We start from the raw sequence: 23,663 nt of genomic DNA, 5'->3' as shown, positions 1-23,663 counted from the left end.
ATGGTAAATATGCAGATTCCGGTCCCGGAATTACTACCGGAAAAGATCGCTGATGAAAAACTATTGAAAGATGCCGAACTGAGCCACGAGGCACTGGCAAGACTGGTTTCAATAGGAACCCATCTGATAGTATGGGAGACTGAGCGCACTGAACAGACTTTTGTAGAAGGAACGATTACGCTCGGTTTCCTGCGCCGTATCATTGAACTTACGGATTCGGTGTCGATTCTTATGCGGCATGCAACAGTCGAGCCTTGCCGGATTCTTGTCCGGGTGCTATTTGAGACAGTCCTTCAGTTTGAGTACCTGCTGAAAGATAAGACATATCTGCGGGCACACGCTTACGTATACTGTGTTAATCAGGCAAAGCGTAACAATTTGGAGCGGCACCATCCTGCACATAGGGGATATAAACAACTAAAAGAACATTACGAAAACAATTCATTTGCCAGTCCAGAGGTACCTGAAACCTCACTGAGTTCAGATCAGATAGATGATCTGAACAGGGCAATCAATCATGATATTTTCAAGGAAAAGCAGCCGGAAGACGGCATTTCGATCGAGCAGGAGTATATATCCAAAAAAAACAGAGACGTCGTTTGGTACAGCCTGTTTAACCCGAAGTGTGTTAATCTTAAAGAACTTGCTATATACCTGAACAAATTTGACCTTTATCAGGCTATCTATAAGCCATATTCAGAATCCACTCATTCGTCAAATACGTTGATGGGCAATTTTGAGACCAGTAACGGGAGGTTAACTATCGGAGATATCAGAAACGGTGATGAGCTTTTATTGGTGACAGAGCTAACAATCCGGCTGACGCAGATCGCATTCCGTTGTCTGACTGATAAGCTGCCGAAAGAGAAATGGCAGAATTATATATGGGAAATGCTGGTATTCGATAAACAGTTTCACAAACGAATTCACAGCAGGCTTGATGCGCTCAAACCTATACTACATTAAATAGATTTTATTTAACTTTATAAAGCTAAAAAAATCCCCCGATGGGCATCGGGGGATTTTTTTAGCGCCCTAAATAAACAACTAAACATATATTCACAATGGAGAAAGTAGATTTAAGCAGTATTAATTCATTTATGACATTTGAATCCTTTGATACGGATGTCGAGCTGGGTATGTATCTGTTTTCCATAACCAGCCAGAAGTACACTATTGCGCAGGCTTCAGAAAGAACCTGGGGACAAGTGCGGGAAAACGGTCTTTTCTATCAGATAATGCCGGAAGGGTTAGATAACGGCTTTTTTGACTGGTACATATCAGAGCGTCCCGACCATCAGTTTTTCCGCACGGTTGAAATGGCCGTTCTATACTTTATCTTTTACTGGAACATATGGAATAGTCTAAACCACTGATTCTGCCACACATGGAAAAGACTAACATCCACAAGGAAGAACCAATCACCGTTTTATCAAAAGATCTCACCAGCGAAGACATTAAGCTGTATGTAGAAAGCCAGGCAATACAGGACAATCCTCGCGTAAAATCTATCCACCATGCTTATGTGCAAAACAGCAAGATAGCTCACAAATTAGCTACATGCTGGGAAATTCATGATGAGCACAAGAAAGAGTTTCATCATTACGAACTTGAGATATTTCACTTCAAAAAATTCTCAAAAAAGGGTTGGGAATATGATTGTAAGTATCGGATAGATAATCTCGATCTGCTGTATAAAATCCATGACTTTCTTGATATTATAAGAAATGAAAAAATAGATGTTGCTGTCTTTCGAAATACAATTATACTCGATGAAAGGGAGTACAGACGTTTAAAGGAAATAGAGCAAAAAGGGCCTCAGGTTGATGATGTACTTGAAGACCCTCAAAGTTATGTTGAGCTTATCAGATCAGGAGGCGTAAAGCTACTGAAAGACTCACTCCGCTCTTCGATTACTGAGCGGGCACCGGAAGAACTCCAGCAGATGTTTGGTGAAATGACTCTAAACGAACTGAAACAGCTGCATAGCATGAGTGGAATTAGTCAGCTAAAAAACGTGCTTAAAATCTGGGATGAAAATCGGACGAATGACTCGGAGGAATTCTGGCAGCGCCTGTTTGAGAGTAACTCGTGGGTGATCTCTCAGATATTTTCCGCTCCGGCAGTCCTGCTATGTGAAAAAGCTTATGTAGGTGGTAAACGATTTGATAACAAAGGTGGCAACATTGCTGATTTTCTTTATGTCAATCAGCTTACATCAAATGCACTCATAGTAGAAATAAAAACGCCCACAAAGAAGCTTATGGGGAATGAGTACCGGAATACGTTCATTCTCTCTTCAGAATTATCCGGAGGTACAAATCAGGTTCTGAATTACAAAAATTCAATCATTACAAACTTTAATGCCTTGGTATCAGATGAGTACGAGCTGATAAGGTTTCATACGTTTGACCCTAAGTGCGTCTTGATTATCGGCAATTACAAAGATGAGATAGGGGATGACATCGGAAAAAGAAAGGCTTTTGAATTGGCAAGAGCCAACTCAAAAGCAGTAGATGTTATCACATTTGACGAATTGTTCGAAAAGATTCAGACAATGCTCAGACTCCTAGAGGGGATATAGCTCCTAAACAAACAAGCCCCGGCCGAATTGCCGGGGCTTTTCACTGCGGTACGTCAGGGCAGGGCTACCTGATTTGCTGCCGCGTATCCCTGCTGTAGCGGCCATACACCTCACTGACTGGATCCTGCGCAGCGGATCCGGTACCATTTGAATTATTGAATTGGTATGCTGCTGTCTGACGCTACCGGCGTAAGCGTCAGATAATATTCCTTGCCTGACTCGTACTGGCCGAACAGGGCCGGATTGGTAATCAGAAAATCCACGTTGCCCACCGGTGTATACTTCGAAAATGTTTTGTTTTCCTCGCAGTCAGCCGTTACCGGCTGAAAATACGGCCGCTGACTGCCTTCAAAGTGCTCAACCTTTATGCATTTAAGTTTTGCCTTCATGGTGATAAACCGGTTATGTCTCTATTATAGAGATCAAATTTCCCCCAAAAACAGGCGCAGCCGGTAGCCGTTAAATCAGAAGAAAACCGGCTAACCCACTGATACTGATATTGCAGCAAACGGCATCCGTTTGCGCCGGTCAACGGTATTCAGACCCGTTTTTATCGGGGTTTCGCTGAAAAACAGCCGGTTAGGGGGTGAAAACCCAAAAAAACGGCTCCGTCTGACACAGCGAACCCCGAGGCCACGCGCCTTTTCAAAATGCAATTGCACCGCCGGGCTGCACCATATATGATGAGGTGCTGGTGCATCCCGCACCTGCCCGCTGCCGCCTGAGCCGTCATCGTATCAGTGTGCCCGCTATCCGATCACATCGAACGATTCAGCACTCATGTGGCGGTGTACCTTCAGGGCACCCACCAGCAGCGTATCCGCCGAGTCCGAAAAGTGGGTGGTCTCGCGCTGATCCAGGTTCGGTTTGCGCTCATTGCCCTTATCCTTTTCGAATGCCCTGCCTCCTTCCTTGATAGACGCGTTCTGCATGGAGGTACGCAGGTACTCGGTATTGCCCCGGTTAAAGCCTACCTCCAGCAGCCGGTCACGGTTGCCCCTCAGACAGCTGCCCCATACCTCGTAGCGGTACTGATAGCTGGCTGTGTGCCCGATCCAGTAGGGCTCTACGGTCCAGCCAGCCTGGCTGAGCACATCCACGACGATATCCTTATAGGTCTGATCATCCTTAGCGTCCGAGCCGATAGCGGTGTGATCATAGTAGTAGCGCACATACTTGTTATGGTGATAGCGGTAGTAATTAGCAAACCCCAGCAGGGCATCGCGCAGCCGCTGGGGGTGGCGGGCATACAGCGCGTTGACAATGTTGTACTTCTTTCCCGCCGGCTGCCCCACACTGATACAGTTGATCGATGCCCCGTAATCCAGCCCGATCTCCAGCATCGCGTACGGATCCACATCAGCATCCTTACGCGAATCACGGAACTCCCCCTTACCGAATTCATAGGAGTCGATGTAGTCATAGTTGTAGGCGTCGTAGAAGTGGCGCTCATCCAGATCCGGATAGAAGGCGTTCTCGGTCAGAAACGGCCGCTCGTTGAGAATGGCCGTCCGGAAGATGAACGTCGGCAGGATCTGCCGCAGCCGGGCAATGTTTTTGCGCCCGAAGCCGTGAATGTTATCCAGCGTCGAGGCCTCGGAGAAAAAGACCGTACCGGCCCGAAGCTCATTCCATTCCTTCTGCCAGGCGTTAATCCGGCTCAGAATGCTTTTGCGCCGGGCCGGGTAGCACAGCAGCTGCTCGTAGAGCTTATAGATCTCAATCTGAATCGCCAGCAGGATCCGGATCCGGTCGGGATCCATGCGCTTCTGCTGCTCCAGAATCCACATGGCCTCCTTGGTGGTGGGCATGTCGGTACAGAACAGCAGGGAATGAAATTCGGGGATGCCGCCGAAATAGCGCTCATCCCCGCGGTTGGTCATTAACAGCTCGCTGTCGAGCTTCTGTTTATTGAGAAACTTGGCCTCATCCCCCGCAATCCAGTGTACGGTCTTGCCGTTGGCGCTGCCCGGCCGGTCCTGAGAGATCATGCTGGCGATCGCCCCGTTTCGAAAGAAAATGCAGTGCTCGGTGGTGATGGGCCCCACGATCGGCTCGGGGATGCCCAGCTTTTTAGGCGGCCGCTCCCGTATCCAGAAATCACGGTTGCGTTTGAGGCCCATGTTTTCCCAGCCCTTAATGACCGGTGGCAGCGTACGCTCCAGTAACTGCAGGTAGGTGGCGCCCACAAAGCAGCCGTGCGAGCGGGGCATCACCTGCATGTTGCGGTAGGTGCGGGGGGCAATCAACCCCTCGGATTTTCCGGTGCCACGGCCCCAGACGGCGTATTCCTCGTTGGCGCCCACCAGCATCGAGCGCAGCTGCGGCTTGTTGTAGTGCAGGTGGGTAATGTCCACGTCGGCCGCCAGCCCGCTTTCGGGCGCTTCCAGCCCGGCCAGCTGGAGCGTGGCGCCCAGATCATCGCGCAGCACGCTGTCCAGGGTTTTATAGGTGTCAGGCAGTAGTGTCGTCATCGTCCAGGGTGGTAAAGTCGCTGAATTCCTCCTCACGTTTGCGTTTATCGGCCGCTTTCAGGTTTTTGATCAGCTTCTCCAGCTGCTCGGGGTCGATCTCCTCGCCGCCCAGCTGCACCGGATTAAAGTTGAGCACGTTAATGACCGTTTTGTTTTCAACCTGCTCCTGGGGCTGATCGGCGCCGATCACCTGGGCATAGAGCTTGCTCAGGGAGGCGACCGCCTTGAAGTCTTCCGACCGGCGGGCGCGGCGGATATCTTCGCGGAGCTGACTGATCAGCATCACCCGCTCAAAATCCAGATTGGGTTTGCCCAGCACGGAGTAAAACCGCCTGGTGTCATCCAGCAACCGGCGGGCAACGCGTGCCTGCGTGCCGGGGTACTGCTTCTGTATGGCCAGTACCAGCTGCGATTCCTTTGTCTGGGCGCCGGATTCCATCAGCGCGTAGATCCAGGCCCACTGCCGGCGCTCCTGTTCCAGCTCCGCCGGCAGGGTAATACTGCCTGTCTCATCGCGGTACCAGCGGTAGACCCGGTCGAATTTATCCTCCCACTTAGCCAGCCCGCCGCCGGATGACGTTGTCAGCTCGCTGCTCATTGGACACGGATCTGATACGTGGTCAGCTCAGTACCGTCATCGCACTTAACCGGCTCGCCGGCAGGCTGGCAGACCAGGGCGCCGGATGCAGCCTGCTCTGCAAATGACTTCAGTAACTTACTGTCAATGCCGGCGGGCCGGGAGGAGATTGTAAATTCCAGACAGGGCCGGCCGTCGTCTGTTAATGAGAGGGATATCATCACGTTTGAGGGATAAAATTCACAGAAATCAATCAGGGGGTTCACAGGGTTCAATCCGCAGCGGCTTTCTGCAGCTCAGTTTCTACGGCAAACAGCTCGGCCCGGTAATGGTCGAGCTTGTGCTGAAGCCGGCTGATCTCGCCGGCCCCGTAGGCCTGCTGAAGCTGCTTGCTGTAGCGGGTCACGTAGGTCCGCAGCGTATTGCGGCGGGTGGTCAGCGCCAGGGGGGTGGTGCAGGAGGGGGGATCCGCATCGGGCAGATAGCCGTGCTGCTCATAGAAATCCTGCTGCCCGAAGTGCTCATCGAGCTGATCGTTGAGTGCCAGCACCTGAAAAGCCAGCTCCCGCAGCTGATCGCCGGAGGAGGTACCGCCCGCATGCAGCAGCCGCATGCGTTCCTTGAGCACGATCCGCTCGTCGAGCAGCTTTCCCGCCCGCAGCTTACCTTCGGCCAGCACCGGCGGCAGCTCCTGCTGCCGGGCCTGCTGCTCAGCCAGCAGCTGCGCATGTTTTTCGCTCAGCGCAGCTTCGAGCACCGAGCGGCTGTAGCTGTCTTCACCCGCCTTGAGTACCGAGAGTACAAAGCCGGTCCCGATCAGCCGCTCGTACAGCAGCACGCCGGCGGGATACACCGGAGCCTCCAGCCAGGCAGTAAGTCGTTCCAGGTCGGTCATACAAAAAAAGCCCGGGGGAAAGGCCGGGCTTTTGGTTACGGGTTGCGTGTCAGGTAGGGCACCTGCTCCGGAAACTGAAGCAGGTATTCCGCCTCCTCATCAGTGAGCCGGGCCAGATCGTAGCGTTTGCCCTCGAAATAGACCGGCATCTCATCCGCCGGCGCCAGACCCGTCACGCTGAAAAAGCGTGTCGCTGCCGGCTCGTTAGCTGGCAGGGGTGACTGGGACGGTCGCGGCATAGCGGTAGATGTAAGGAATGAAACCGGTCACTTCGAATTCCATGCCACGGCCGCGGCCGGAGTTTACGCCGGTCTTAAAATTCGGCGATACCCGCATCGAGAAACGTTCGTTACCCAGCTGAAGCATCTTGCCGTCTGGCAGCTCGGCGATCACGATGATCACATCGTTTTTGATCTGGTTAAAGAACGTGATGGCCGCATCCTCCAGACCCGGGTAGAACGCTTTCAGCACCGGCTTGAAGGACTTACCGTCCACCTCGCCGATCGACTGAAGCTCCAGGTCTCCGGTGTCCTGGGTGATATAGCACTCGTAAAATTTCTTGCCGGTTTTCATCTGAAAGGCCGACGTGAGAATGTAGGGGCTGGCCGGCGAAGCGGCCGGAGCGGACCACGTCTGGATATCGACCTTACGGGCGAACCACAGGCGCTCGGAGAGACCGCCCATGTTCACCTCTTCGCCGGTCGGCGGCAGCATATCTGCGTATGTAATAGCCATTGGTTAGTACTGGTTTACGGGTGAATACAGATCGGAATTACGCCTGTTCCGGTGTCAGCAGCCGCAGGTTACCCACGCCTTCCTTCACCAGCTCCTCAGCCAGTTTTTTGTTGGCCTTCAGCACCTCAAACGTTACTTCCTCGCCCTTCCAGCTAAAATCCGAGAGAAACTCGTATTCCTTCCTGGCGACGGTCAGCGTCGGTTTTGCGGGAGCCGTCTCTGCCGTAGCTTCGGCAGCAGTCAGCTTCTGGCGCAGCCCGGCAACCAGCCCGGCCGCAGCCGTCAGGTCCGTTTCCTGCGAGGCAATGGTCTTGTCCCTTGCGGCAATGACCTCGTCTTTCTTGATCAGCTGCTCTCTGAGATCAGCGATCAGTTTGTCTTTTTCGTCCATGGTAAAATCAGACGGTAACGCCCCGCAGGCAGGGCGTTACCGGAGGGTTAGCGGTTAAACCTGATCGTTGACAAAGAGCATATCCGGATCAGCGATCTGATAAGCCAGAATCATCTGGTACTTATAGGTCATGCCGTGGATGTGCGGAACCATGTTGCCGATCGAGTTGAGATCAGAGGTAAGATCCGTACCCATGTAGAGGTTTTCCATCTGGGTGGCGATGATGCGCTGGGAGCTGCCCATCCACGTGCACGGCTTGAGCTGCCATTTGTTCCCCGAGCCAAACACAAAGTAGTTCGGCGTACCCGGCACCTGGAAGGCGCTGGTACCATTGGTGAACTTATTGAGCAGCGAGAGCGCGTACTTCTGGTAGATGTCGTAGCTGACGTAGAAAAAGCCGCCTTTGGCCTTTTTCGCCGTAGTCATCGCGTTGTAGAAGTCCGTGACCTTGTCAAAGCAGTTGCTGCTGGTGATGGCGCCGGTAGCGATCTTGTTGGCCGTAGCCAGCCCGGAGGCGTACAGCTCGGCAATGATGGTACCGAAGCCCTTGGCCAGCACCTCACTGTCGCAGTCTACCCATTTGGCCGGGTTTGTCACCGGCGACTGGCCGGCCGTTGTGGCCGATACGCAGCGGTAAAAGACATTATCCGTAAACATCATCCGGTCACCCACTGCGTAGGTAGAGCCGGCATTGTAGGCAGCGATCGACTCGGAATCAACCCCGTAATAGGCGTTGTCGTTGATTTCGGCCTGAATCACGCGGCCCTGTTCGGCCCAGAAATACTGGGCAAAGCCCTGCGGATATTCCTTCTGATTTGCCGCCAGATCACGGCCCAGGAACGTCTTGCGGAGTTCTTCCGGAATGACATCCAGAATCTTCATCGACGTGCGCGGGGTAATGGTGCGCGTTGAGAAGCTGCCGGCTTTCCCCTTCGGCGTGCGGACGTCGGTATTCAGGGGACGCATGCCGCCGTTGCCGGAATACTTCGGCAGAATGCGGGGCTCGCGCAGGTTGCGGATCAGCGTCACATCGTTAACGATATCCAGACCATTCACAACTGACGCAATAATCTGGGACTGGTAGGATCCCGCGTAGCTGTTGATGGCGGAGATATCGTTTGTTGTGGTTACGATAGCCATAGTGGAAAGAGAGTGAGAAGTTACGGGTGAGTGTTGGTGAACGGTGGCTTATTTGCCCTGCTGTTTCTTCAGCATGCGCTGCATTTCGGCATCAGTTTCCGAGATCACCTGCGGCGTAGCGGTCGCCAGCGGCTCTTCGGCTTTCTCGACCTTGCTCGGCGTGGCACCCGGCTGCGAGCCGTAGGCCTCGGCTTTGGCCTTGTAGCTGTCGCGCTCGGCGGTCAGCGTGGTGATGGTGGTGTTGGCGGTGGCCAGGGCCGAAACGGCATTTTCTGCCTCGTTCAGGTAGCCGGTGCTGATCACCCGCACGCCGGTAATGCCCAGAGAATCGAGGTTGGCATTTACCTCGTTGAGCTGCTCGTCACTGACGGCAGCCTGACCGGCCAGAGCCGTCAGCTTTTTGTGTTTGTCGCCAAACATAGATGTATCGGGATTTTGGTTACTGGACTGAATTTGTGCGGCAGCTTCCGGGGCGTCGTCCGGCTCGTGCTCCGGATCCTCTTCCGGATCGTCATCCTCCTCGCCGGCATCGTCCGGGGCTTCGGATTTGAGGATGTCCTGAATCGTCTCGCCGGCGGCCATGCGGGCAATCAGCTGAAGGGCGCGGTCGGCCGTGCCGATCTCGTCGATGATGCCGTTTTTAAGGGCGTCGCTGGCTACGTACAGGGCGCCGCGCGTGGGATCATCGGCTTTGGTGATTTTCAGCTTACCGGCGCGATACTGTTTGACCGCAGCAATGAACAGCTGCGCTACCCGGGAGTTATTGGCCTCGTAGAGACTGTAATCCCCTTCCTGGGCGGCCCGGAACTCTTCGTTCTTGCGGTCCGACTCGGGAGCGTAGATGTCCTTCAGCGTAAAGCCGTACTGCTCCCAGAAGCCCGTATCGTCCATGAAGGTGCTGTAGACGCCGATCGAGCCGATGCGGTCGGTGGCACGGCTGGCCATGATGTAGTCGAATCCCAGGGCAAACCAGTAGGCGGCCGAGGCCATCAGGCCGTATTCGCACAGGGCGATTTTGGGCTTCTTAATCGCCTGGATTGTGTCAAACAGCTTATAGGCCGCCTGATCCACGCCGCCCGGCGAGTTGATCCTGCAGATAATACCGACGACGTTTTCGTTCATCGAGGCCTGCTGCAGCTGCCGGCAGAGCCAGTCGGCGTAAAAGCCGTAGAGCGGGTAGTCCACGCAGATAACCACCACCGAGCCCGGCATGGCGCCCTGCGTACCGCCGCCCATCAGGGACGGAGCCGAAGAACGGACGCCGGCATACGTAACGGCGGGTTCGGCCGGCTGTGCCTTGTTTTCAAGGAGCTGGCGGAGTACAAAACGGCCGGCCGCCTGATCAATCAGCCAGGTGTGCTGTATAAGAGAGGCAAGGGTCTGCATGCTATCCATGCCGGAAATTGCGCCCCCGCACGGCAGCTCTGCCTGACAATCGTTGTACGCAGAAAAAGCCGGACAGGATACCCGTCCGGCTTTATACGTTCCCAAAGTTCAATCAGTCAGTCAATCAATAAGGTCAGGCGGTGCGGTCAGCTGGCCGGCAAAGGTGATCCGGTTGCCGCGCCGCTCGCCGGGATTGGCACCCGGCGAAAAACTATAGCTGAAGGTAAGGCCCGCCCCGACCGCGCCGGCGCGGCGGACCAGCCCCTCGTTGTCTTCGCATTCAAGCACAAAGCGGCGGGTGGTCATTGCCGCCAGCCGGGCCCGGATAGCGGCCGAGTCGCCGGGCAGAAACGCCTGTACGCTCAGCTCCCAGACCGGCCCGTTATCGGTATCCTTCTGCTGCTCCTCCCAGCTGAGCGAGCCTTCCGAGCCGTAGCAGGAGAGCCAGCGGGCGCCGGCGGCAAAGGTTACCTCCGTACCGATGGCCGTAATGCTGTCGAGCGGGGCAAACCGCAGCAGAAACACCCCGCCGGTATTGGCGCTGCCGGGCGTAAAGTTCAGATCATTCATGGGCGTAAATAATCGGCGCGGCAGGGGCCGTCTCCCCGACAATCGTTGTACGCATCACCGAATCCCAGTCCGGCCGGCGGTAGGACTGCCGGTTACGGCCCGCGCGGGTACGGTAGTAGAGCTGCTCCAGACTGGCCTCCGAGAGGTCATCGTCCGAGAAATCATACCGGTCGGCAATGTTGCGGATCGCCCGCTGCACGGTCACGGCGGGATCCCGCGCGTCGATATCCCCCAGCAGATCGTCGAACATGAACTTAGTCACAATCCGGTTGAAGATCTGGAGCTCGGCGATGTTGAGCAGCAGCTGGGAGCGGGAGGTATGAAACTCGTAGATGCCCACCACGTAATTACGCGACATTTCGTCGAGCCGGTACTTGCGGTACCGTTTTACGCGGCCGCCGTGCTTCTGATAGAGGTGTACCTTTTCGCTTTGGGCCAGTGCCCACAGCCAGGTGCCGACCGGAGCATTCTCAAAGGTTGCCAGCAGCGGCTCACCGGCCAGCCGCACACGCAGATACTTATAGACGTGCTCGCAGACGGGCAGCGGAAAAATTACCGGATCGTTTCTCATTAGTTGACGGGGGTAAACCTGCCCCTAAGTTACCACCGCGGAGAGGGCAGGCGGTAGCCGCATAATCAGACTGCGGCACACGTAACCGCAAACCGTGAAAAACACAAAAATGCCGGATCAGCCCCGAAACAGGCCGGGAGAAGGGAAGGCGCAAAAAAAATGCGTGATGCCCAAAAGTGCGTAACGGTTTTCAAAATCCTCCCGCACTCCCGCAAATTCCCGCACGTCCCGCAAACTCCCCTGTGGTTTTTAATAGATAATAAATAATAAGTATATAATAATCAATAAGTTAAGTTAAGCAGGGAATTTGCGGGAGTTTGCGGGAGGATTTTCACGGGTTGCTACAGCTTTTCGTTTTTTCTCAAAAGCCAAAAACGACCCCGCTCAAAACGCCGGAAACGGCCTTTTTTATACATGACCATACGGTAATGGATGCGGGAGCGGTGCGGGACTTACTCGGGACAACTCGGGAGAACAGGGGAGAGCCTCCGGTTTTTGCCCCGGCAGGCTACTGTTAAGTTACTGATATTGGCACAGTGATAACTAAATAAATTAATTATCATTCATAATATCAAAATGGTGGATTTTGTAGACTAATCGGGCAAAAATTAAAAATGTCCAAAAAAAAAGGAGGCTTTTGCCTCCTTGTGTGATTTTGGGCTTGAAGCCCGTTCAGTCATGAAGATATTCCTTGACTTCTGCCCAGCTTGAAACGATAAAATTCGGGGTGTTCCAGGCGTTGGACAATTCTCCCGGATAATACTCGTCTCCGTTGCCTTTATCTGTCAAAACAACGGCTTTAAAAGATAACAAATCAGATTCATCTTCCCTGTATTCGTCTACTACTATCAGAAAAAGCGGATGCTTCTCTGTCCGCAGACGTGATTTAACGACAGTGCCTGGTTTAAACATGGTCCTTAAATTAATTAAATATCCTGTATGTAATATTTTAAAGAATCAATTCTATTTTAAGTGTCGGATAAAAACAGTAACACGAAATCGCATCGTTAATCAAGGTTGTCAGCGGCTCATACTGTGTCAAGCTCATATCCTCCACCGCTGACGCCATTTCCCTATCTGGATCATTGAAAGACTCCCCGTTGCTAAAATGATCAATTACAATCTGCCGGAGCGTTTCCGAATTGATTTCATAGAAAACCGGATCGCTCTTACACAACACCGCTCCCCGTTCGGCCAGATCCTCAATATCTACGTCACGTAGCTCTGTTACATTTTTATCGCCCTTCATTAGGCAATAATCGTATCCTTTTTCGATGGCCTCAGCCAGTGTCATTTGTTCCATAGCTTAATTAAATGTGTAGGGTTGGTAAATAATCGAGTTGCCATCATTACTCCAGCGGCCGATCGCCGGCGGATCCGGTTGCAGCAGTTTCATTTTTGGATCTGTCACCCAGTCCTTCGCTGCGTTATCCGGAGCGCCGGGCATCAGTACGCCGAAAACCTCATGCGGATACGCTGCCACGCAGATGCCGATCATCGCAATTTTACGGATCCAGTAGTTGGCTCCGATCAGAAACAGAATGTCATCGCCGCGCCGGAAATGGGGGCGCAGACCGCATATCAGGCGTTCGTTGGGCAGGAAACCTAAGGTTGCCAGCTGAGACTGAATTCCGGCTTGTGGATCTTCACCGGGCAGCCGGTTGCTGTTCTCTGCCTGAATCACTTCCGGGATCGATATCAGATCATCCCCGATTCTCAGCCCTCCTGACTTACATAGCAGGACAAGGTGCCGGTAGGCTGCCTGCCGTTCACTGAGTTCGCCGTGGCTGAAAATATGAAAGGTTGACCGGTTGACGATCGCTACGTTGTCCATGGTACGAAAGCCGCCGCCCTTCAGGGTATGCTTGTCCAGTGCCGGTACGTAGATTACCTCCAGATCAATTGTGCGGCCTTCTTCCTTGAGGTAGTATGTCCAGGTTACTTTCATGGTTTCTCGGCCAGCTCAAATTCATAGACAAATACCCACTTGTCATCCTGCCACGCCTGCGCCCCGCCCGTAACCGAGTGCAGGATGAATTCGAACCCGTTGCGGTAGCTGCCTTCGGGCGGATCTGTCCGGATCAGCTGCGCAACCTGTCCCTTCTCCAGCCGCAGGATACCGCAGTCAGCCCCTTCTGCCTTTGCGTCAGCCTCGCTGATCTGTCTGACCGGCTCGCAGCGTACCCCGGTGATCCGGATCCAGGCTCTGGCAGCTGATGCCGGCATGAACAGTTTGTTTTTCCATTTCACCTCACGGTTATCTCCTTCCCGGACCGGCCGGTCGAACCGGTAGATAAGCTGATTCGTTTCCGGATCTGTCTGATACGGCTCCTTCAGATAGAGCGTTTCGCCGGGCTGATAGCAGGGAAACACAAAATGGTACGTGTAGCCACGTTCCTTGTGCCGGAAAACGGCTACTTGTTTACGCCGGTCAGAACGTTTGAAGCCGTGAAAGGTGAGCTCATTGCTATTGCTGTCCACATATCCCCTCAAAACGTTCCTGTTGGTGGTATGCACTATAGAAAGAAGTTTTTCTCCCGGCTGTGCACCGGTGACGGTTAGCTTGCCGCTTTCATCGACCGGCCCGCAGCCAAGATGTAGCCAGGTATCGGCTGCTTCATTAATATATTCCAGCCCGCCCGTCCGGCGGGTCTGGGTCTTGATGCCGGCCACGGTACGCTCGTACATCTGCCGGATAAAATTGATGCCTTTCATATACTTTCTGTTTTGGGCTGCTCTCTGAGCTTGCCGTCGGGAGTATAATACTGATCGTGGAGCGCCTGATAGGCCTGCCACTTAACGAGCCATTCGTCACGGGAGCCGCGGTGATCGGCCGCTTCGGCGAAGGCCCGCCAGACAGCCTCCGGCATGGCCGGAGGGCATGGTCTGGCGCGGTAGGGCAGCGAGAAAATATCAGCTTTCATCGGCTTTGTTTGCGTGTTTCACCAGCTGCATGTACTGAATTTCCAGTTTAGCCATGGCAAAGAGCTTATCGACCTGATTGGCGATCTCGGCCGCCTGCGGGATGTAGCTCTTGTCAGCCTGTACTTTCCGGATGTTCTCCATCAGGATGTTCTTAATGTCGCCCGCTACCTGAAGCGACGCCGGTTCTCCGCTACTACGGCCGGCAGGGCTTCCTCGTCGGTTTCCAGAAACTGCTCCAGAAACCGGTCGGCGTTCACCAGCTCGACGGCCGGGAAGAACTTCCTGTCCGAAACCAGAGTCAGTCTGCCGTCCTGGATCTGGTAGTTTACAATCTTGTGGGCAAACGCATTGACCATGAATGTCTTTCCGATCATGGCCTTTACCCTGTTTTCAGTCTTCTGAATGCTCTGCGTTGTCATGTTTTATTAAGCGTTTAAGTTGTAATTGTGCCCTGCGGGCGTCGATGAGTTCGGGAAATTCCTTGAGCTGCTCGCGCAGCGCTGCGTTGCGGGGGGACATTGTCTGGGCCACATAGCCGTCGGTGAGCCGGATACTGCCCGAGTTTCGGATGGCGTTTTCCTTTAGGGTAATGAGCTCCAGGTTCTCCAGCCGGCAGTCCATCTGATCGCCGTTGCGGAAAACGACGATGTGTTTGTCCGGAATGGGACCGTTGGCCCGTATCCAGATTACCTGGTGATACTGCTGCCATTTGCCCATATCCAGCTTGATGTATTTGTAAGGGAGTTTCTGTCTTCCGGCACCGGTTTTAGCATGGCGGATCCTGACCACTTCGCCCTCATCGTAGATGGTATTCAGCGGCAGCTGCCCTTTTTTATAGTGCCCTGCATTAGGGCGTTTTCCGAAACGGCTGATCGCCTCTTTCGACCGCAGCAGATTGTAACGCCTGATAATTGACTTGACACCTCCTTTTGTCCGGCCCAGCTCCCTGGCAATTTCCTCGTTGGTCATCAGCTCGATGTTTTCCCTGACAAAGCCGATCTCGGCCTGGGACCAGATATTATCCTGCTTTTTAAACCGGTGATGGTGCTGACTGAACCAGCCGGCGGGGCGCGTTACCCTGAGCCGTTTATGAAGACAGGTCTGCACGGCCCCTTTCGTGCGGCCCAGTGCCACCGTCAGCTCCTCATTGGTCATGTGCAGGTAGTTGTCCTTCAGAAAATCAAGTTCCTGCTGACTCCATCCATCCGATTTTTTCCGGGACCGGGTCCGGAACCGGATGACCAGCTCCTTAGGCCGCTTCAGCTTCAGTCTGGCCGACAGCAGATCATTTACCGAGGCCAGGCTCCGGCCCAGCTCAGCGGCCATCTCCTGGTTGTTTTTCAGCAGGTAATTAGCCCGCACGTAACTGATCTCCTTCTCGCTCCAGCTAGCTGGTTTGCTTATATTGTCCGACGGGGTAAAAAAAGTAGGTTCATTGGCTGCGAGAGGTTAGAATGTCCATCAGCGTCATGTTCATCGTTACGCGGGCCATGCGGGCAGGCGGGTGACCGTTGAGTCCCCTGTTGCGGTATTTCTCCACAGCCTGATCGCGGGCAGCTGCCAGCTCTTCGGCCAGCAGCTGCATCTGGAAGTCCCAGGCCGTCCGGAATGCCTGTTCCTGTTCTTCGTTCACGGCTCACCTCCCTGCTCCCGTAGTTGTTTGTACTCAGACACGGTGATCTCGCTCATGTCGGGAAGCGGCGTGTAGTCCGCCCGCTCGTCGATGCTCACCAGATGGAAGTCCTTGCCGGTAAGTAGTCCGAAGCTGAAGAAATACCGGTCATCAACGCAATGGGCGACAAACCCGATGGCCTGATTCAGCTGATCCTGATGCACTTTCGGCAGCCTGCGGATACGCTCCAGAATAGCCTGATTTGCCTTTACGTTCCTTGGAAAATAAGCCGCTGCCCCGTGTCCCCGCTTCCTCACCCGCTTATAGGGCCATGCGGGCGGCTGCTCGCAGGTGATTGCTGTGATTCCGGTATCCACGTACAGTACTTCTCCATAATACCCGCTGCCGCCCAGTTCCTCCGTGACAGCAATTGCTTCCCTCTGACACCGCTTAATTTCAGCGGCGATGGCATTGATACGGGCGTAGGTTTCGGTCCCTGCCATTATCTTGAATTTCATACCGCACCCCCTTCCTGCACCATCCCCCGTTCACGCAGCCGGGCCCTGACGGCAAACAGCCACGCCGCCCGTACGTTTTTGGGATCGCGGTGCCCCATGTTGTTATTGTCACTGATCATGAGCCCCGCCCATTCCTCCTCCAGGGCGCGGGTATCGGCGCGCTTGATCACCTCCGCCAGCGGCCAGCTGCTCAGCAGCCCGAAGCGCTGAAAGATGACCATGGAGACGCGGTGCTCCAGATCCACCAGCTGCGGGAAGAACTGCTTCACCGGCGAGGGCATATCAAACAGGTAGGCCTCGCTGGCATCGTGCAGCAGGGCGGCCAGCTGGTGCTCGGCCGGTACCAGTTCCGCCACCCGCAGCGAGTGCTCAAGCACGGAGTAAAACCGCACCGTGTGCCCCGAAAACCGGCAGCGGTGGGAGAGCCCGTGGGCGATATCTTCCAGCTGGATATCGTCCTTTGTCAGGCCGGTTACGTCCACGTACCGGCCTGAATGAAGCCGGATTGTACCCGGCGTGTAGAGATTTTGTGTCGTTTCCATTCAGAATTGAAATGAGTATCCCCAACCCGGCGCATGGCCGGCTGTCAGTAGCAGAAAAATCAGGGAGCGTTAGGCGTTAGTAGCGGCGGGGACCGGATCCGGCTCCGCTTTCGGGGTGTTCTCCTGCTGCCAGAGCACGGAGCATTCGTTAGCAAATAATGTTGCGCTCAGCAGATAACCGCTGCCGTCGGGCATCACACATAGCAGGGAGGCATCCTGTAGGGAGCTCAGGATATTTACCGGTTTGCTGCCCTTCACCGGCAGCTTGCCGGTATGGATAAACTGCGTCCGGCGGGTTTTGCGGTTGGGCATCTGTTCGGCCCGCAGACGGGTTGCCGTCACGGCAACAATCGGTGGTTTTTCGGGATTGGTATTCATCGGAAAACTGGTTTAAACAAATTCATCAAAGGGATGGGTCAGCCGGCCACTGCCGATCAGGTAGTCAATCAGCTGAAGCGGCGTAACGGTATCGCCGCCGGCAGCGGCGTTTTCCAGCTCATGGCTGCGCACCGGTATCTCTTTCTTTGTGACCGGATCATAGACCGATATCGCTGATCCGAGGCGGATAATGGTAAAATCATCTTTCGTAAGTTTCGACTGCCAGGCCATGGGTTTTCAGATCAAGGTTAGTAATGAATAATTCTTCGAGGGTTTCGACCGTATCCCGCAGCAGCTGTGCATCCGAAGCGCCGTAATCGGCCTTGCTGCGGCGGATCACCGCATCGATGCCTCTGGCCAGCGCGTGCAGCAGGGCCGTGCTGCCTTCCGGGGTTAACCGGCCGTCGGGTCCGGTCCACTCTTCAGCATCCGGCGGCATCATCGCCGAGTAACCGACCCGCCAGCCGTGAAAGACGGTTTGCAGGGGCCCTGCCGTCAGGTCCATATCGACCGTTACCGTATACTGAAAGCGGGTCATGCGGCAACCCCTTCCCACGTTTCCAGCAGCTCTTTGCCGCGGCGTTTGGCGACCGGCAGCGTCAGCCCGGAGCGCATGATGATTTCCCCTTCGCGGCCCCTGGGCACCATGCACCGGTGAATAAACTGCGGGTTGACCAGATGCGATTTATGGATCCGGATAAAGCCCGGCACCGCCTGCTGCATCATCTTCAGGCACTTGCCCTGCACCAGCCGGGTGCCGTCTGTCAGATACACCCAGCTGTAGTTAATGTCGCCCTCCATGCGGACAATCTGGCTCAGGGGCACGGGAATAAACTTGCCGTTACGGCCGCGCAGGCGAACGACGGCGGGATTGGTTGTGATAGGCTGCATAGCGTTTTTTTATACGGTGAACCGGATCTGTGTTTTTAGCGGCGGCCGTCCGGGTAACCAGCCGCCAGCTGATCCCGCCCGCCAGTACCAGCAGGGCGGGCAGGGCTACGGGAAGCCACTGCAGCAGCGCTTTCATCAGAAGGGCAGGTCGTTATCGTCGGCGCCCGTCTGGCCCTGTACCAGGTTCTGCTGCGTGGTGTTAACCGGCGGTACCGCCGGCGGAATCGCTGACGTCCTGCCGTGGGATCCCGAGCCGAAAGGCTGTTCGGTTACCGGATCCCGCTGCGCAATCTGGCCGGCCATGCCCTGACCGGAGCCGGATTCTGATTCGGCTTTTTTGAAGACTTCCAGCCGCAGGGCCCGGACCTTGATTTTTGCGTGCACGAAGCCGTCTTTCTCATACTGCTCGGCAATGGGTTTCTGGGCCATCACCAGCACGCCGGCGCCTTTCAGCAGCAGCGGGGCTACTTTGGCGTTGTTGTAGGTCACATCGTACCAGTCGGTACGCTCCACGCGGTTGCCGGACTTGTCATTGTACGAATCATCGACAGCCACGGCGAAGGAGACAAATGAATCGCCGCCGGCGACCTCTACCACTCTGGCATCACGGCCCAGACGGCCCGAAAAAATGAACTGTTGCATGTTGGTACGAATTATTGGTTATCTGAAAAGTTTTACGTCCTGAATCGTTACAGTCATCACCGATTTGGCAAGGTCTCCGGTGTGATCGATCAGGTTGCGCAGCTGCGTGCAAAGCTGATCCTGCCTGACGCGGTCCGGACAACGCATGATTTCTTCCCAGTGACTCCGGAACAATGCCTGCAGGTCCGGATAATTAAGCCTGTTTCCAAAGACGGGATCATCAATCAACCGGCTGATCTGGCGGCGCAGCGAGTCGGTTTTCTGGATCAGCCGGATATCGGGTGCAAAGGTTTCCTGCTCAAGGTCAACACCGGCGCGGTTGCAGAAGCCGTTGTACAGCGTTCCGTCAGGTTTGACCTGCCAGAGGTCAATGTCATGCAGCACCAGTTTAGGTTCATCGGTTGTCTGCTCCAGTGTTGCGGTGATTTCCGGCTGTGAGCCGATCTGGTAGAGCTGATTAATCAGATTGTCGATTTCGGACAATTTCTCCTCCAGGGCGTTATTATGGAGGTCTGTCCATCCCTGCGGTCTCGGACCTTCGCTCAGCCGGAGCAGTAAAAGGTCGTCTCTCAGCCGGTAGAGCTGATTGCAGATACCGGTAATTGTTGGCTTTTCTGTCTGTTCTGCCATGTTGTTATTGGGGTTAAAATGGTTTACTCATCACTGCGCCACGGGGTCTCACCGCCCTGCTTCCAGCGGTTCACGGTCCGGGACCGGTTGGGCCTTGCGATCGTCAGCAGGCCTTGCGTCAGGGCGCTGCGGATCTCCTCCGGCAGGTATTCGTGCAGCAGCTGGGTCTTACACTCCAGCAGCTCCAGATGGGTTATCACCGGCCGGCCGCTGCGGAAGCCCTCGACCACCGACACCACCACCAGCCCCTCGCCGCTGCGGTTTCTCAGCAGCGTGCCGAATTTGACCAGCCGGAGCGGATCAGAAGACGGGGTCGCGCTGTTCAAATCCCTGTTCATAGGCGATGGTGTTTAGCTCCGTGACTTCGGTTACGTCCAGCTTGCGCAGGACGCCCTTGCCGGCAGCGTTCTGATACGGCTGCTCGCTGTAGGCACCGGAGACCTGGTAGCGGCCGCCGGGTTGCAGACCGGCATGGGCCAGATCCGGCGAGTAGCACTTGATGGCGTACTGATCGGTGTCGAAAATCTCCGACTCATGGTTTTTTATCATGGTAACCTGGAGCCAGAAAATGATCATGATCCCGGAGCCGGCGGGTACCTTCTCGATGGTTTTCACCAGCACGCCCGAAAAGCTCATCACCGCGCGGCTGTCGGGGCTCTCTTCCGGCGCCCGCTCCAGACTGATGCCCGAGCGTTCGGCCAGCATGTCGTAATCGAAAACCAGGGCGCTGGAGTTGGTGCCCTCGGTCCCGCGCTTGAACCAGATGCTGTTATTCCAGCCAATGTAGTAGGCCTGCTGGCGCAGATACACGGTCAGCGTCTGTTCCTTCATCGGCGTTTCGCCCTGCCGGCGGGCGTTTTCGGCGTAGGGCTTCCAGACGTTTTTCACCCGCAGGTACAGCAGCCGCTTCGGCTTGTCGAAGCTCTTCTCGTAGGCCTTCTTGTCGCCCCCGTGCAGCTTGACCGATGTAACGGTGTCGATGCGGAAATCCCAGCCGCCGGTAATCTCGGCGCGGTCGAGCAGATATTCCAGCATGCTCCAGAACGAGCTCAGCGCATCGGTTTCGGTCAGCAGCGCCGACATCTGCTTGATCATCTGAATGCAGTACTCCCAGATCTCAGGCGCCTCAAAGGGCCAGACCAGATCCTCCTTCAGCGTTTCGTAGACCGCCAGCAGGCAGGTGACGTTTTCGAACGTCCGGCTCTGGTACTGCTTGACCTCCAGCTGCTCCAGCCGCTCGCGCAGCTGCTCCTTGATTTTGCGCACCACGGTCTGATACTCCGTTTCCATTTTTTTCCGGAACGGCAGAATCTCGGTCAGAATGCCTGACAGGTTCGATTGCTGGAGATCCCGCAGCCGGTCGTAGTTGCGGATCTCTTCGTCCGTAAACGGATCGTCCTTGCGGTTGACAAACTCAAAGATCAGCGAGCGGCTGGTGACCGATCCGTCATCGCGGGTGGACAGGTACTGCCCCACAATCATCGGGGCGCAGTTCACATTCTGCATTTCCGATGACTGGGAATCATCCTTTTTCTGCCGCAGACGGCCCTCGTTGTCCCAGGCCGATTTGAACGCATCAAAGGCCCAGTCTTCCACCCGCTGATCGTCGAACTCGTTAAACACGTACGGGCAGTTGCGGTATCTGGACATTGCTGTCCAGAAGGCCGCTTTCGTGGGCGAGCTGGTAAAGTTGAGCGGTTTGATGAGCTTACCCGACGCGTCCAGCCCGCCGAAAACCAGGTACATGATCGATTCGGCAAACGTGGATTTTCCGGAGTCTCTGGGCCCGTAGCAGTAGATAATCGGAATCTTGCTGGATTTGAGCACCACGTCGCGGAACAGGGCCGTCACGGCAAAGACCGATCCGATGATCGCCCGCTCGCCGTATACTTTTTTCAGCAGGGCTGCCCACTCCCCGAAGGCGACCGGCGAGGGCTGAAACGACAGGTACTTATCAAACTGGTAGGCGTCGTCCTCCTGGCGGAAATTGGCGAAAATCGGGCTTAGTGCCGGCGAAAAGAAATGATCCCCGTTTTCCATCTTCACAATCCCGTGCTCATCGTAGTGCTCCAGATGTCCGTTGTACACCGCATTGCTCCAGGCAAAAAAACCTTCCGGCTGCCAGCCCAGCGTCTTGATGGGAAACACCTCCGGAGTCAATGCCATGATCTTGTTGGCAATGCGCTTGAGATGATCCCGCTTAAACTTCGCATCCGTCATAAAATGCCCGAAGTTGGAGACCTCCTCCTCGAAGCTCTGCACGGAGTTAAGCACCTTGGAGTTAATCTCGACGTACACCCGCTTGTGGCCGTTGGTCATCTCAACCAGCCGCCGCACGTTGCCCCGGTCTTTGATGTGATACAGCGGGGTGAGCACGAAGTTGGTCACCGGCATGCGGTCGAGCGAGCCCGACAGCGTGCCGAAGTAATAGCCCGTCGGCCACTGCTTATCGCCCTTGAGGCGCTCGGCAAATCCCCACTCGCGCACCTCGCGGGCTTCGACCCACTCGGGCAGCTCCCAGTGATCGTCGCCGTCATCGTCCCGGACCTCTTTGGCCGGGTTTTTCCGCTCCTGCACCTGTTTCCAGATGTCTTTCTGGTTCAGTCCGTATTTGCGGCGCTTGCAGAGCTCCGAGAGATACTCCTGCGCCCAGTGGCCGTCGCGCATGCTGGCCAGCATCTCCACGATGCGGCGGCTGCCCTCGACCCGCTCGTCGATCAGGTCCGTGCTCAGCAGCTTTTCGGCAAGGCTCAGAAAGCCGTCTTCCGATTCCTGCTCCACATAGCGGGCAATGCCCAGCGGGCGCTGGCAGTCTTCCAGCGGTGCGCCAAAGACCTTACTCACCCAGGTCAGCCAGTCGTCGGCATCGTGGAAACCGTCCGCCAGCCGGTAGATCTTGACCCTGAGGCCCGACAGCAGCAGGCTCTCCAGATTACTCTCCAGGGCCTTCTGGCCGGCGGTATCGTTGTCGTAGATCAGCGTCACCACGTCGCAGTGACGCAGCAGCAGCTCTGTCTGCTTCTGCGTCAGCGCCGTGCCCGATTTGGCCACCGCGTTCTCCAGCCCGGCGCGGTGCAGGCTGATTACGTCGGGCTGCCCCTCGACAAGAACCGCTTTTTTGGTTCGCTTCATTTCCCGGATCGCCCGGTGAATACCGTACATGGCCTCGGACTTTTCAAAGAGCACCGTGTTACGGATATTGAGGTATTTGGGCTGCCCGTCGGCGGGCTTACCCACCGTGCGGCCGGTAAAGCCCGTGACCCGGCTCTGCTCATCGCGGATCGGAAAAATGATCCGGTCGTAGAAAAAATCACGGTTGCGGCCGTTTTCGCTCACCACGACGCCCAGCTCCGCGGCCGGCTCAAATATGGCGTTCTCGATCAGCGAGGTCGTCAGGTGCCGCCAGTCTCTGGGGGCGTAGCCGATCTGCCAGTGGCGGATGGCGTCGTCGGTGAGGCCGCGGCTGTAGAGATACGCCCGCACCGGGGCGCTTTTCTCTTCCAGCAGGGTGCGATGGTACTTCTCGGCAACCTTCTGGTTGATCGTATAATAGTCATCATAACTGTATGTCCCGGAAACGGCTGGGTTTGTAGTCTGGGGATTCATATTCCACAACCTGGTGGCAGCGGCCGGCGATGTACTCGACGGCCTCGGTGAAAGTAAAACGTTTGAAATTCATCACGAACCGGAACACGTCGCCGCTCTGGCCGCACCCGAAACACTTGTATTTCTGCGTCTTCGGGTTGATGTTGAACGACGGGGATTTCTCTTCGTGAAACGGGCAGCAGGCCTTGTACTGGCTGCCGGCTTTTCTGATCTTGATCAGCTCGCCGGTGATCTGCACGATATCGGCCTGCTGCCGCAGGCGCTCGATAAAGTCAGCACGTATCATAATGGCGCATAAACGGGGTGTTATCCCACGGCTTGAGCACGGACGACGCGGCCGGCCGCAGCAGTACCGGCCGGCCGGTATCAGTGGTTGTCTTCGCTGCCGGCTTAATGTGGGCGCAATCAATTTCCAGCGCCTGTTCAATCAGCGACCGGAACGTGATATCGGGCAGCGCCCGCTCGTCGTTGAGCCGGCAGATCAGCTCCGCACGCTCCTGTTGGGGCAGGCCCTTGAAGTGCTCCAGATCCTCTTCAGTCATCTGCAGCCGGATGACATTGAAGAGTACAACGGGGTAGGTGATCTCGACAAGCAT

At 55.4% G+C, this 23,663-nt stretch carries 37 protein-coding genes; 3 read left to right on the top strand and 34 right to left on the bottom strand.

The genetic code is table 11. The features are described from left to right. The 3 genes from BLX24_RS08120 to BLX24_RS08110 all read left to right on the top strand — a co-directional run bounded on the left by BLX24_RS08120 (window position 1) and on the right by BLX24_RS08110 (window position 2,584). Complete coding sequence (locus tag BLX24_RS08120) at window positions 1-966, top strand: DUF5677 domain-containing protein (protein WP_071502610.1); 966 nt, start codon at window positions 1-3, stop codon at window positions 964-966. Window positions 967-1,064: 98 nt separating this feature from the next. Then, the gene (locus tag BLX24_RS08115; protein ID WP_071502609.1) at window positions 1,065-1,376 is read left to right on the top strand and encodes a hypothetical protein; all 312 of its coding nucleotides are present in this window, start codon (window positions 1,065-1,067) and stop codon (window positions 1,374-1,376) included. 11 nt (window positions 1,377-1,387) lie between these two features. After that, window positions 1,388-2,584, top strand: coding sequence for a Shedu immune nuclease family protein (locus BLX24_RS08110; RefSeq protein WP_071502608.1), 1,197 nt, complete (start codon window positions 1,388-1,390; stop codon window positions 2,582-2,584). Window positions 2,585-2,736: 152 nt separating this feature from the next. On the opposite strand, the gene BLX24_RS08105 is transcribed toward BLX24_RS08110, so the two are convergent. The 34 genes from BLX24_RS08105 to BLX24_RS07950 all read right to left on the bottom strand — a co-directional run bounded on the left by BLX24_RS08105 (window position 2,737) and on the right by BLX24_RS07950 (window position 23,663). Further along, entirely contained in the window at window positions 2,737-2,973 is a 237-nt protein-coding gene (locus tag BLX24_RS08105) for a hypothetical protein (protein ID WP_083421857.1), read from the bottom strand. Between the two features lie 360 nt (window positions 2,974-3,333). After that, window positions 3,334-5,058, bottom strand: a complete 1,725-nt coding sequence (locus BLX24_RS08100; protein ID WP_071502606.1) for a hypothetical protein — start codon at window positions 5,056-5,058, stop codon at window positions 3,334-3,336. Beyond that, on the bottom strand, window positions 5,039-5,656 hold the full coding sequence (locus tag BLX24_RS08095) for a hypothetical protein (protein WP_071502605.1): 618 nt from the start codon (window positions 5,654-5,656) through the stop codon (window positions 5,039-5,041). The genes BLX24_RS08100 and BLX24_RS08095 overlap by 20 nt, the downstream gene beginning before the upstream one ends. Further along, the gene (locus BLX24_RS08090) at window positions 5,653-5,856 is read right to left on the bottom strand and encodes a hypothetical protein (RefSeq protein WP_143092605.1); all 204 of its coding nucleotides are present in this window, start codon (window positions 5,854-5,856) and stop codon (window positions 5,653-5,655) included. The genes BLX24_RS08095 and BLX24_RS08090 overlap by 4 nt, the downstream gene beginning before the upstream one ends. A 50-nt stretch (window positions 5,857-5,906) precedes the next feature. Further along, window positions 5,907-6,530, bottom strand: coding sequence for a hypothetical protein (locus BLX24_RS08085; RefSeq protein ID WP_071502603.1), 624 nt, complete (start codon window positions 6,528-6,530; stop codon window positions 5,907-5,909). 35 nt (window positions 6,531-6,565) lie between these two features. Continuing rightward, window positions 6,566-6,769, bottom strand: coding sequence for a hypothetical protein (locus BLX24_RS32085; protein WP_143092604.1), 204 nt, complete (start codon window positions 6,767-6,769; stop codon window positions 6,566-6,568). Continuing rightward, window positions 6,735-7,265: a hypothetical protein gene (locus tag BLX24_RS08080; RefSeq protein ID WP_071502602.1), complete on the bottom strand. Its 531-nt coding sequence runs from the start codon at window positions 7,263-7,265 to the stop codon at window positions 6,735-6,737. Before BLX24_RS08080 ends, BLX24_RS32085 begins: the two co-directional genes overlap by 35 nt. A gap of 37 nt (window positions 7,266-7,302) precedes the next feature. Further along, window positions 7,303-7,656: a hypothetical protein gene (locus tag BLX24_RS08075; protein ID WP_071502601.1), complete on the bottom strand. Its 354-nt coding sequence runs from the start codon at window positions 7,654-7,656 to the stop codon at window positions 7,303-7,305. Between the two features lie 54 nt (window positions 7,657-7,710). Beyond that, the gene (locus BLX24_RS08070) at window positions 7,711-8,796 is read right to left on the bottom strand and encodes a hypothetical protein (RefSeq protein ID WP_071502600.1); all 1,086 of its coding nucleotides are present in this window, start codon (window positions 8,794-8,796) and stop codon (window positions 7,711-7,713) included. Between the two features lie 48 nt (window positions 8,797-8,844). Next, window positions 8,845-10,182 (bottom strand): S49 family peptidase, encoded by a 1,338-nt coding sequence (locus BLX24_RS08065; protein ID WP_177225800.1) that lies wholly within the window; start codon window positions 10,180-10,182, stop codon window positions 8,845-8,847. A 120-nt stretch (window positions 10,183-10,302) separates the two neighbouring features. After that, complete coding sequence (locus BLX24_RS08060) at window positions 10,303-10,752, bottom strand: hypothetical protein (RefSeq protein ID WP_071502598.1); 450 nt, start codon at window positions 10,750-10,752, stop codon at window positions 10,303-10,305. Next, window positions 10,745-11,323 carry a hypothetical protein gene (locus tag BLX24_RS08055; protein ID WP_071502597.1) on the bottom strand — a complete coding sequence of 193 codons (579 nt, stop codon included), beginning with the start codon at window positions 11,321-11,323 and terminating at the stop codon, window positions 10,745-10,747. Before BLX24_RS08055 ends, BLX24_RS08060 begins: the two co-directional genes overlap by 8 nt. A 672-nt stretch (window positions 11,324-11,995) precedes the next feature. Beyond that, window positions 11,996-12,235 carry a hypothetical protein gene (locus BLX24_RS08050; RefSeq protein WP_071502596.1) on the bottom strand — a complete coding sequence of 80 codons (240 nt, stop codon included), beginning with the start codon at window positions 12,233-12,235 and terminating at the stop codon, window positions 11,996-11,998. A 37-nt stretch (window positions 12,236-12,272) separates the two neighbouring features. Further along, window positions 12,273-12,626 (bottom strand): hypothetical protein, encoded by a 354-nt coding sequence (locus tag BLX24_RS08045; RefSeq protein ID WP_071502595.1) that lies wholly within the window; start codon window positions 12,624-12,626, stop codon window positions 12,273-12,275. Window positions 12,627-12,629: 3 nt separating this feature from the next. Beyond that, entirely contained in the window at window positions 12,630-13,271 is a 642-nt protein-coding gene (locus BLX24_RS08040; RefSeq protein WP_071502594.1) for a hypothetical protein, read from the bottom strand. Beyond that, complete coding sequence (locus BLX24_RS08035) at window positions 13,268-14,038, bottom strand: hypothetical protein (RefSeq protein WP_071502593.1); 771 nt, start codon at window positions 14,036-14,038, stop codon at window positions 13,268-13,270. The genes BLX24_RS08040 and BLX24_RS08035 overlap by 4 nt, the downstream gene beginning before the upstream one ends. Further along, on the bottom strand, window positions 14,035-14,247 hold the full coding sequence (locus BLX24_RS08030) for a hypothetical protein (protein WP_071502592.1): 213 nt from the start codon (window positions 14,245-14,247) through the stop codon (window positions 14,035-14,037). The genes BLX24_RS08035 and BLX24_RS08030 overlap by 4 nt, the downstream gene beginning before the upstream one ends. Further along, on the bottom strand, window positions 14,237-14,389 hold the full coding sequence (locus BLX24_RS32645; protein ID WP_177225799.1) for a hypothetical protein: 153 nt from the start codon (window positions 14,387-14,389) through the stop codon (window positions 14,237-14,239). Before BLX24_RS32645 ends, BLX24_RS08030 begins: the two co-directional genes overlap by 11 nt. Window positions 14,390-14,412: 23 nt before the next feature. Continuing rightward, window positions 14,413-14,667 (bottom strand): hypothetical protein, encoded by a 255-nt coding sequence (locus tag BLX24_RS08025; protein WP_071502591.1) that lies wholly within the window; start codon window positions 14,665-14,667, stop codon window positions 14,413-14,415. Further along, on the bottom strand, window positions 14,639-15,610 hold the full coding sequence (locus BLX24_RS08020) for an HNH endonuclease signature motif containing protein (RefSeq protein ID WP_071502590.1): 972 nt from the start codon (window positions 15,608-15,610) through the stop codon (window positions 14,639-14,641). The genes BLX24_RS08025 and BLX24_RS08020 overlap by 29 nt, the downstream gene beginning before the upstream one ends. Before the next feature lie 70 nt (window positions 15,611-15,680). Beyond that, window positions 15,681-15,881 (bottom strand): hypothetical protein, encoded by a 201-nt coding sequence (locus BLX24_RS08015; RefSeq protein WP_071502589.1) that lies wholly within the window; start codon window positions 15,879-15,881, stop codon window positions 15,681-15,683. Continuing rightward, window positions 15,878-16,378, bottom strand: a complete 501-nt coding sequence (locus tag BLX24_RS08010; RefSeq protein WP_071502588.1) for a hypothetical protein — start codon at window positions 16,376-16,378, stop codon at window positions 15,878-15,880. Before BLX24_RS08010 ends, BLX24_RS08015 begins: the two co-directional genes overlap by 4 nt. Next, window positions 16,375-16,920 (bottom strand): HD domain-containing protein, encoded by a 546-nt coding sequence (locus BLX24_RS08005; protein ID WP_071502587.1) that lies wholly within the window; start codon window positions 16,918-16,920, stop codon window positions 16,375-16,377. The genes BLX24_RS08010 and BLX24_RS08005 overlap by 4 nt, the downstream gene beginning before the upstream one ends. Window positions 16,921-16,989: 69 nt before the next feature. After that, window positions 16,990-17,298 carry a hypothetical protein gene (locus BLX24_RS08000; protein WP_071502586.1) on the bottom strand — a complete coding sequence of 103 codons (309 nt, stop codon included), beginning with the start codon at window positions 17,296-17,298 and terminating at the stop codon, window positions 16,990-16,992. Between the two features lie 12 nt (window positions 17,299-17,310). Next, window positions 17,311-17,529, bottom strand: a complete 219-nt coding sequence (locus BLX24_RS07995; RefSeq protein ID WP_071502585.1) for a hypothetical protein — start codon at window positions 17,527-17,529, stop codon at window positions 17,311-17,313. Continuing rightward, window positions 17,498-17,836: a hypothetical protein gene (locus tag BLX24_RS07990; protein WP_071502584.1), complete on the bottom strand. Its 339-nt coding sequence runs from the start codon at window positions 17,834-17,836 to the stop codon at window positions 17,498-17,500. Before BLX24_RS07990 ends, BLX24_RS07995 begins: the two co-directional genes overlap by 32 nt. Beyond that, the gene (locus BLX24_RS07985) at window positions 17,833-18,189 is read right to left on the bottom strand and encodes a LytR/AlgR family response regulator transcription factor (protein WP_083421856.1); all 357 of its coding nucleotides are present in this window, start codon (window positions 18,187-18,189) and stop codon (window positions 17,833-17,835) included. The genes BLX24_RS07990 and BLX24_RS07985 overlap by 4 nt, the downstream gene beginning before the upstream one ends. After that, window positions 18,140-18,325, bottom strand: coding sequence for a hypothetical protein (locus BLX24_RS07980; protein ID WP_071502582.1), 186 nt, complete (start codon window positions 18,323-18,325; stop codon window positions 18,140-18,142). The genes BLX24_RS07985 and BLX24_RS07980 overlap by 50 nt, the downstream gene beginning before the upstream one ends. Beyond that, the gene (locus tag BLX24_RS07975; protein WP_071502581.1) at window positions 18,325-18,831 is read right to left on the bottom strand and encodes a single-stranded DNA-binding protein; all 507 of its coding nucleotides are present in this window, start codon (window positions 18,829-18,831) and stop codon (window positions 18,325-18,327) included. The genes BLX24_RS07980 and BLX24_RS07975 overlap by 1 nt, the downstream gene beginning before the upstream one ends. Window positions 18,832-18,849: 18 nt before the next feature. Then, a complete protein-coding gene (locus BLX24_RS07970; RefSeq protein WP_071502580.1) occupies window positions 18,850-19,461 on the bottom strand; it encodes a hypothetical protein in 612 nt (203 codons plus the stop codon). Between the two features lie 23 nt (window positions 19,462-19,484). Continuing rightward, window positions 19,485-19,799, bottom strand: coding sequence for a hypothetical protein (locus BLX24_RS07965; protein ID WP_071502579.1), 315 nt, complete (start codon window positions 19,797-19,799; stop codon window positions 19,485-19,487). Beyond that, complete coding sequence (locus BLX24_RS07960; protein ID WP_071502578.1) at window positions 19,762-23,067, bottom strand: toprim domain-containing protein; 3,306 nt, start codon at window positions 23,065-23,067, stop codon at window positions 19,762-19,764. Before BLX24_RS07960 ends, BLX24_RS07965 begins: the two co-directional genes overlap by 38 nt. Next, window positions 23,018-23,353 (bottom strand): CHC2 zinc finger domain-containing protein, encoded by a 336-nt coding sequence (locus BLX24_RS07955; protein WP_071502577.1) that lies wholly within the window; start codon window positions 23,351-23,353, stop codon window positions 23,018-23,020. The genes BLX24_RS07960 and BLX24_RS07955 overlap by 50 nt, the downstream gene beginning before the upstream one ends. Beyond that, window positions 23,340-23,663, bottom strand: coding sequence for a hypothetical protein (locus BLX24_RS07950; RefSeq protein WP_071502576.1), 324 nt, complete (start codon window positions 23,661-23,663; stop codon window positions 23,340-23,342). The genes BLX24_RS07955 and BLX24_RS07950 overlap by 14 nt, the downstream gene beginning before the upstream one ends.

Origin of the sequence: Arsenicibacter rosenii (assembly GCF_001870735.1) — a bacterium.
Classification (GTDB): Bacteria; Bacteroidota; Bacteroidia; order Cytophagales; family Spirosomataceae; genus Arsenicibacter; species Arsenicibacter rosenii.
This window is presented reverse-complemented; position numbering and strand designations above follow the sequence as displayed.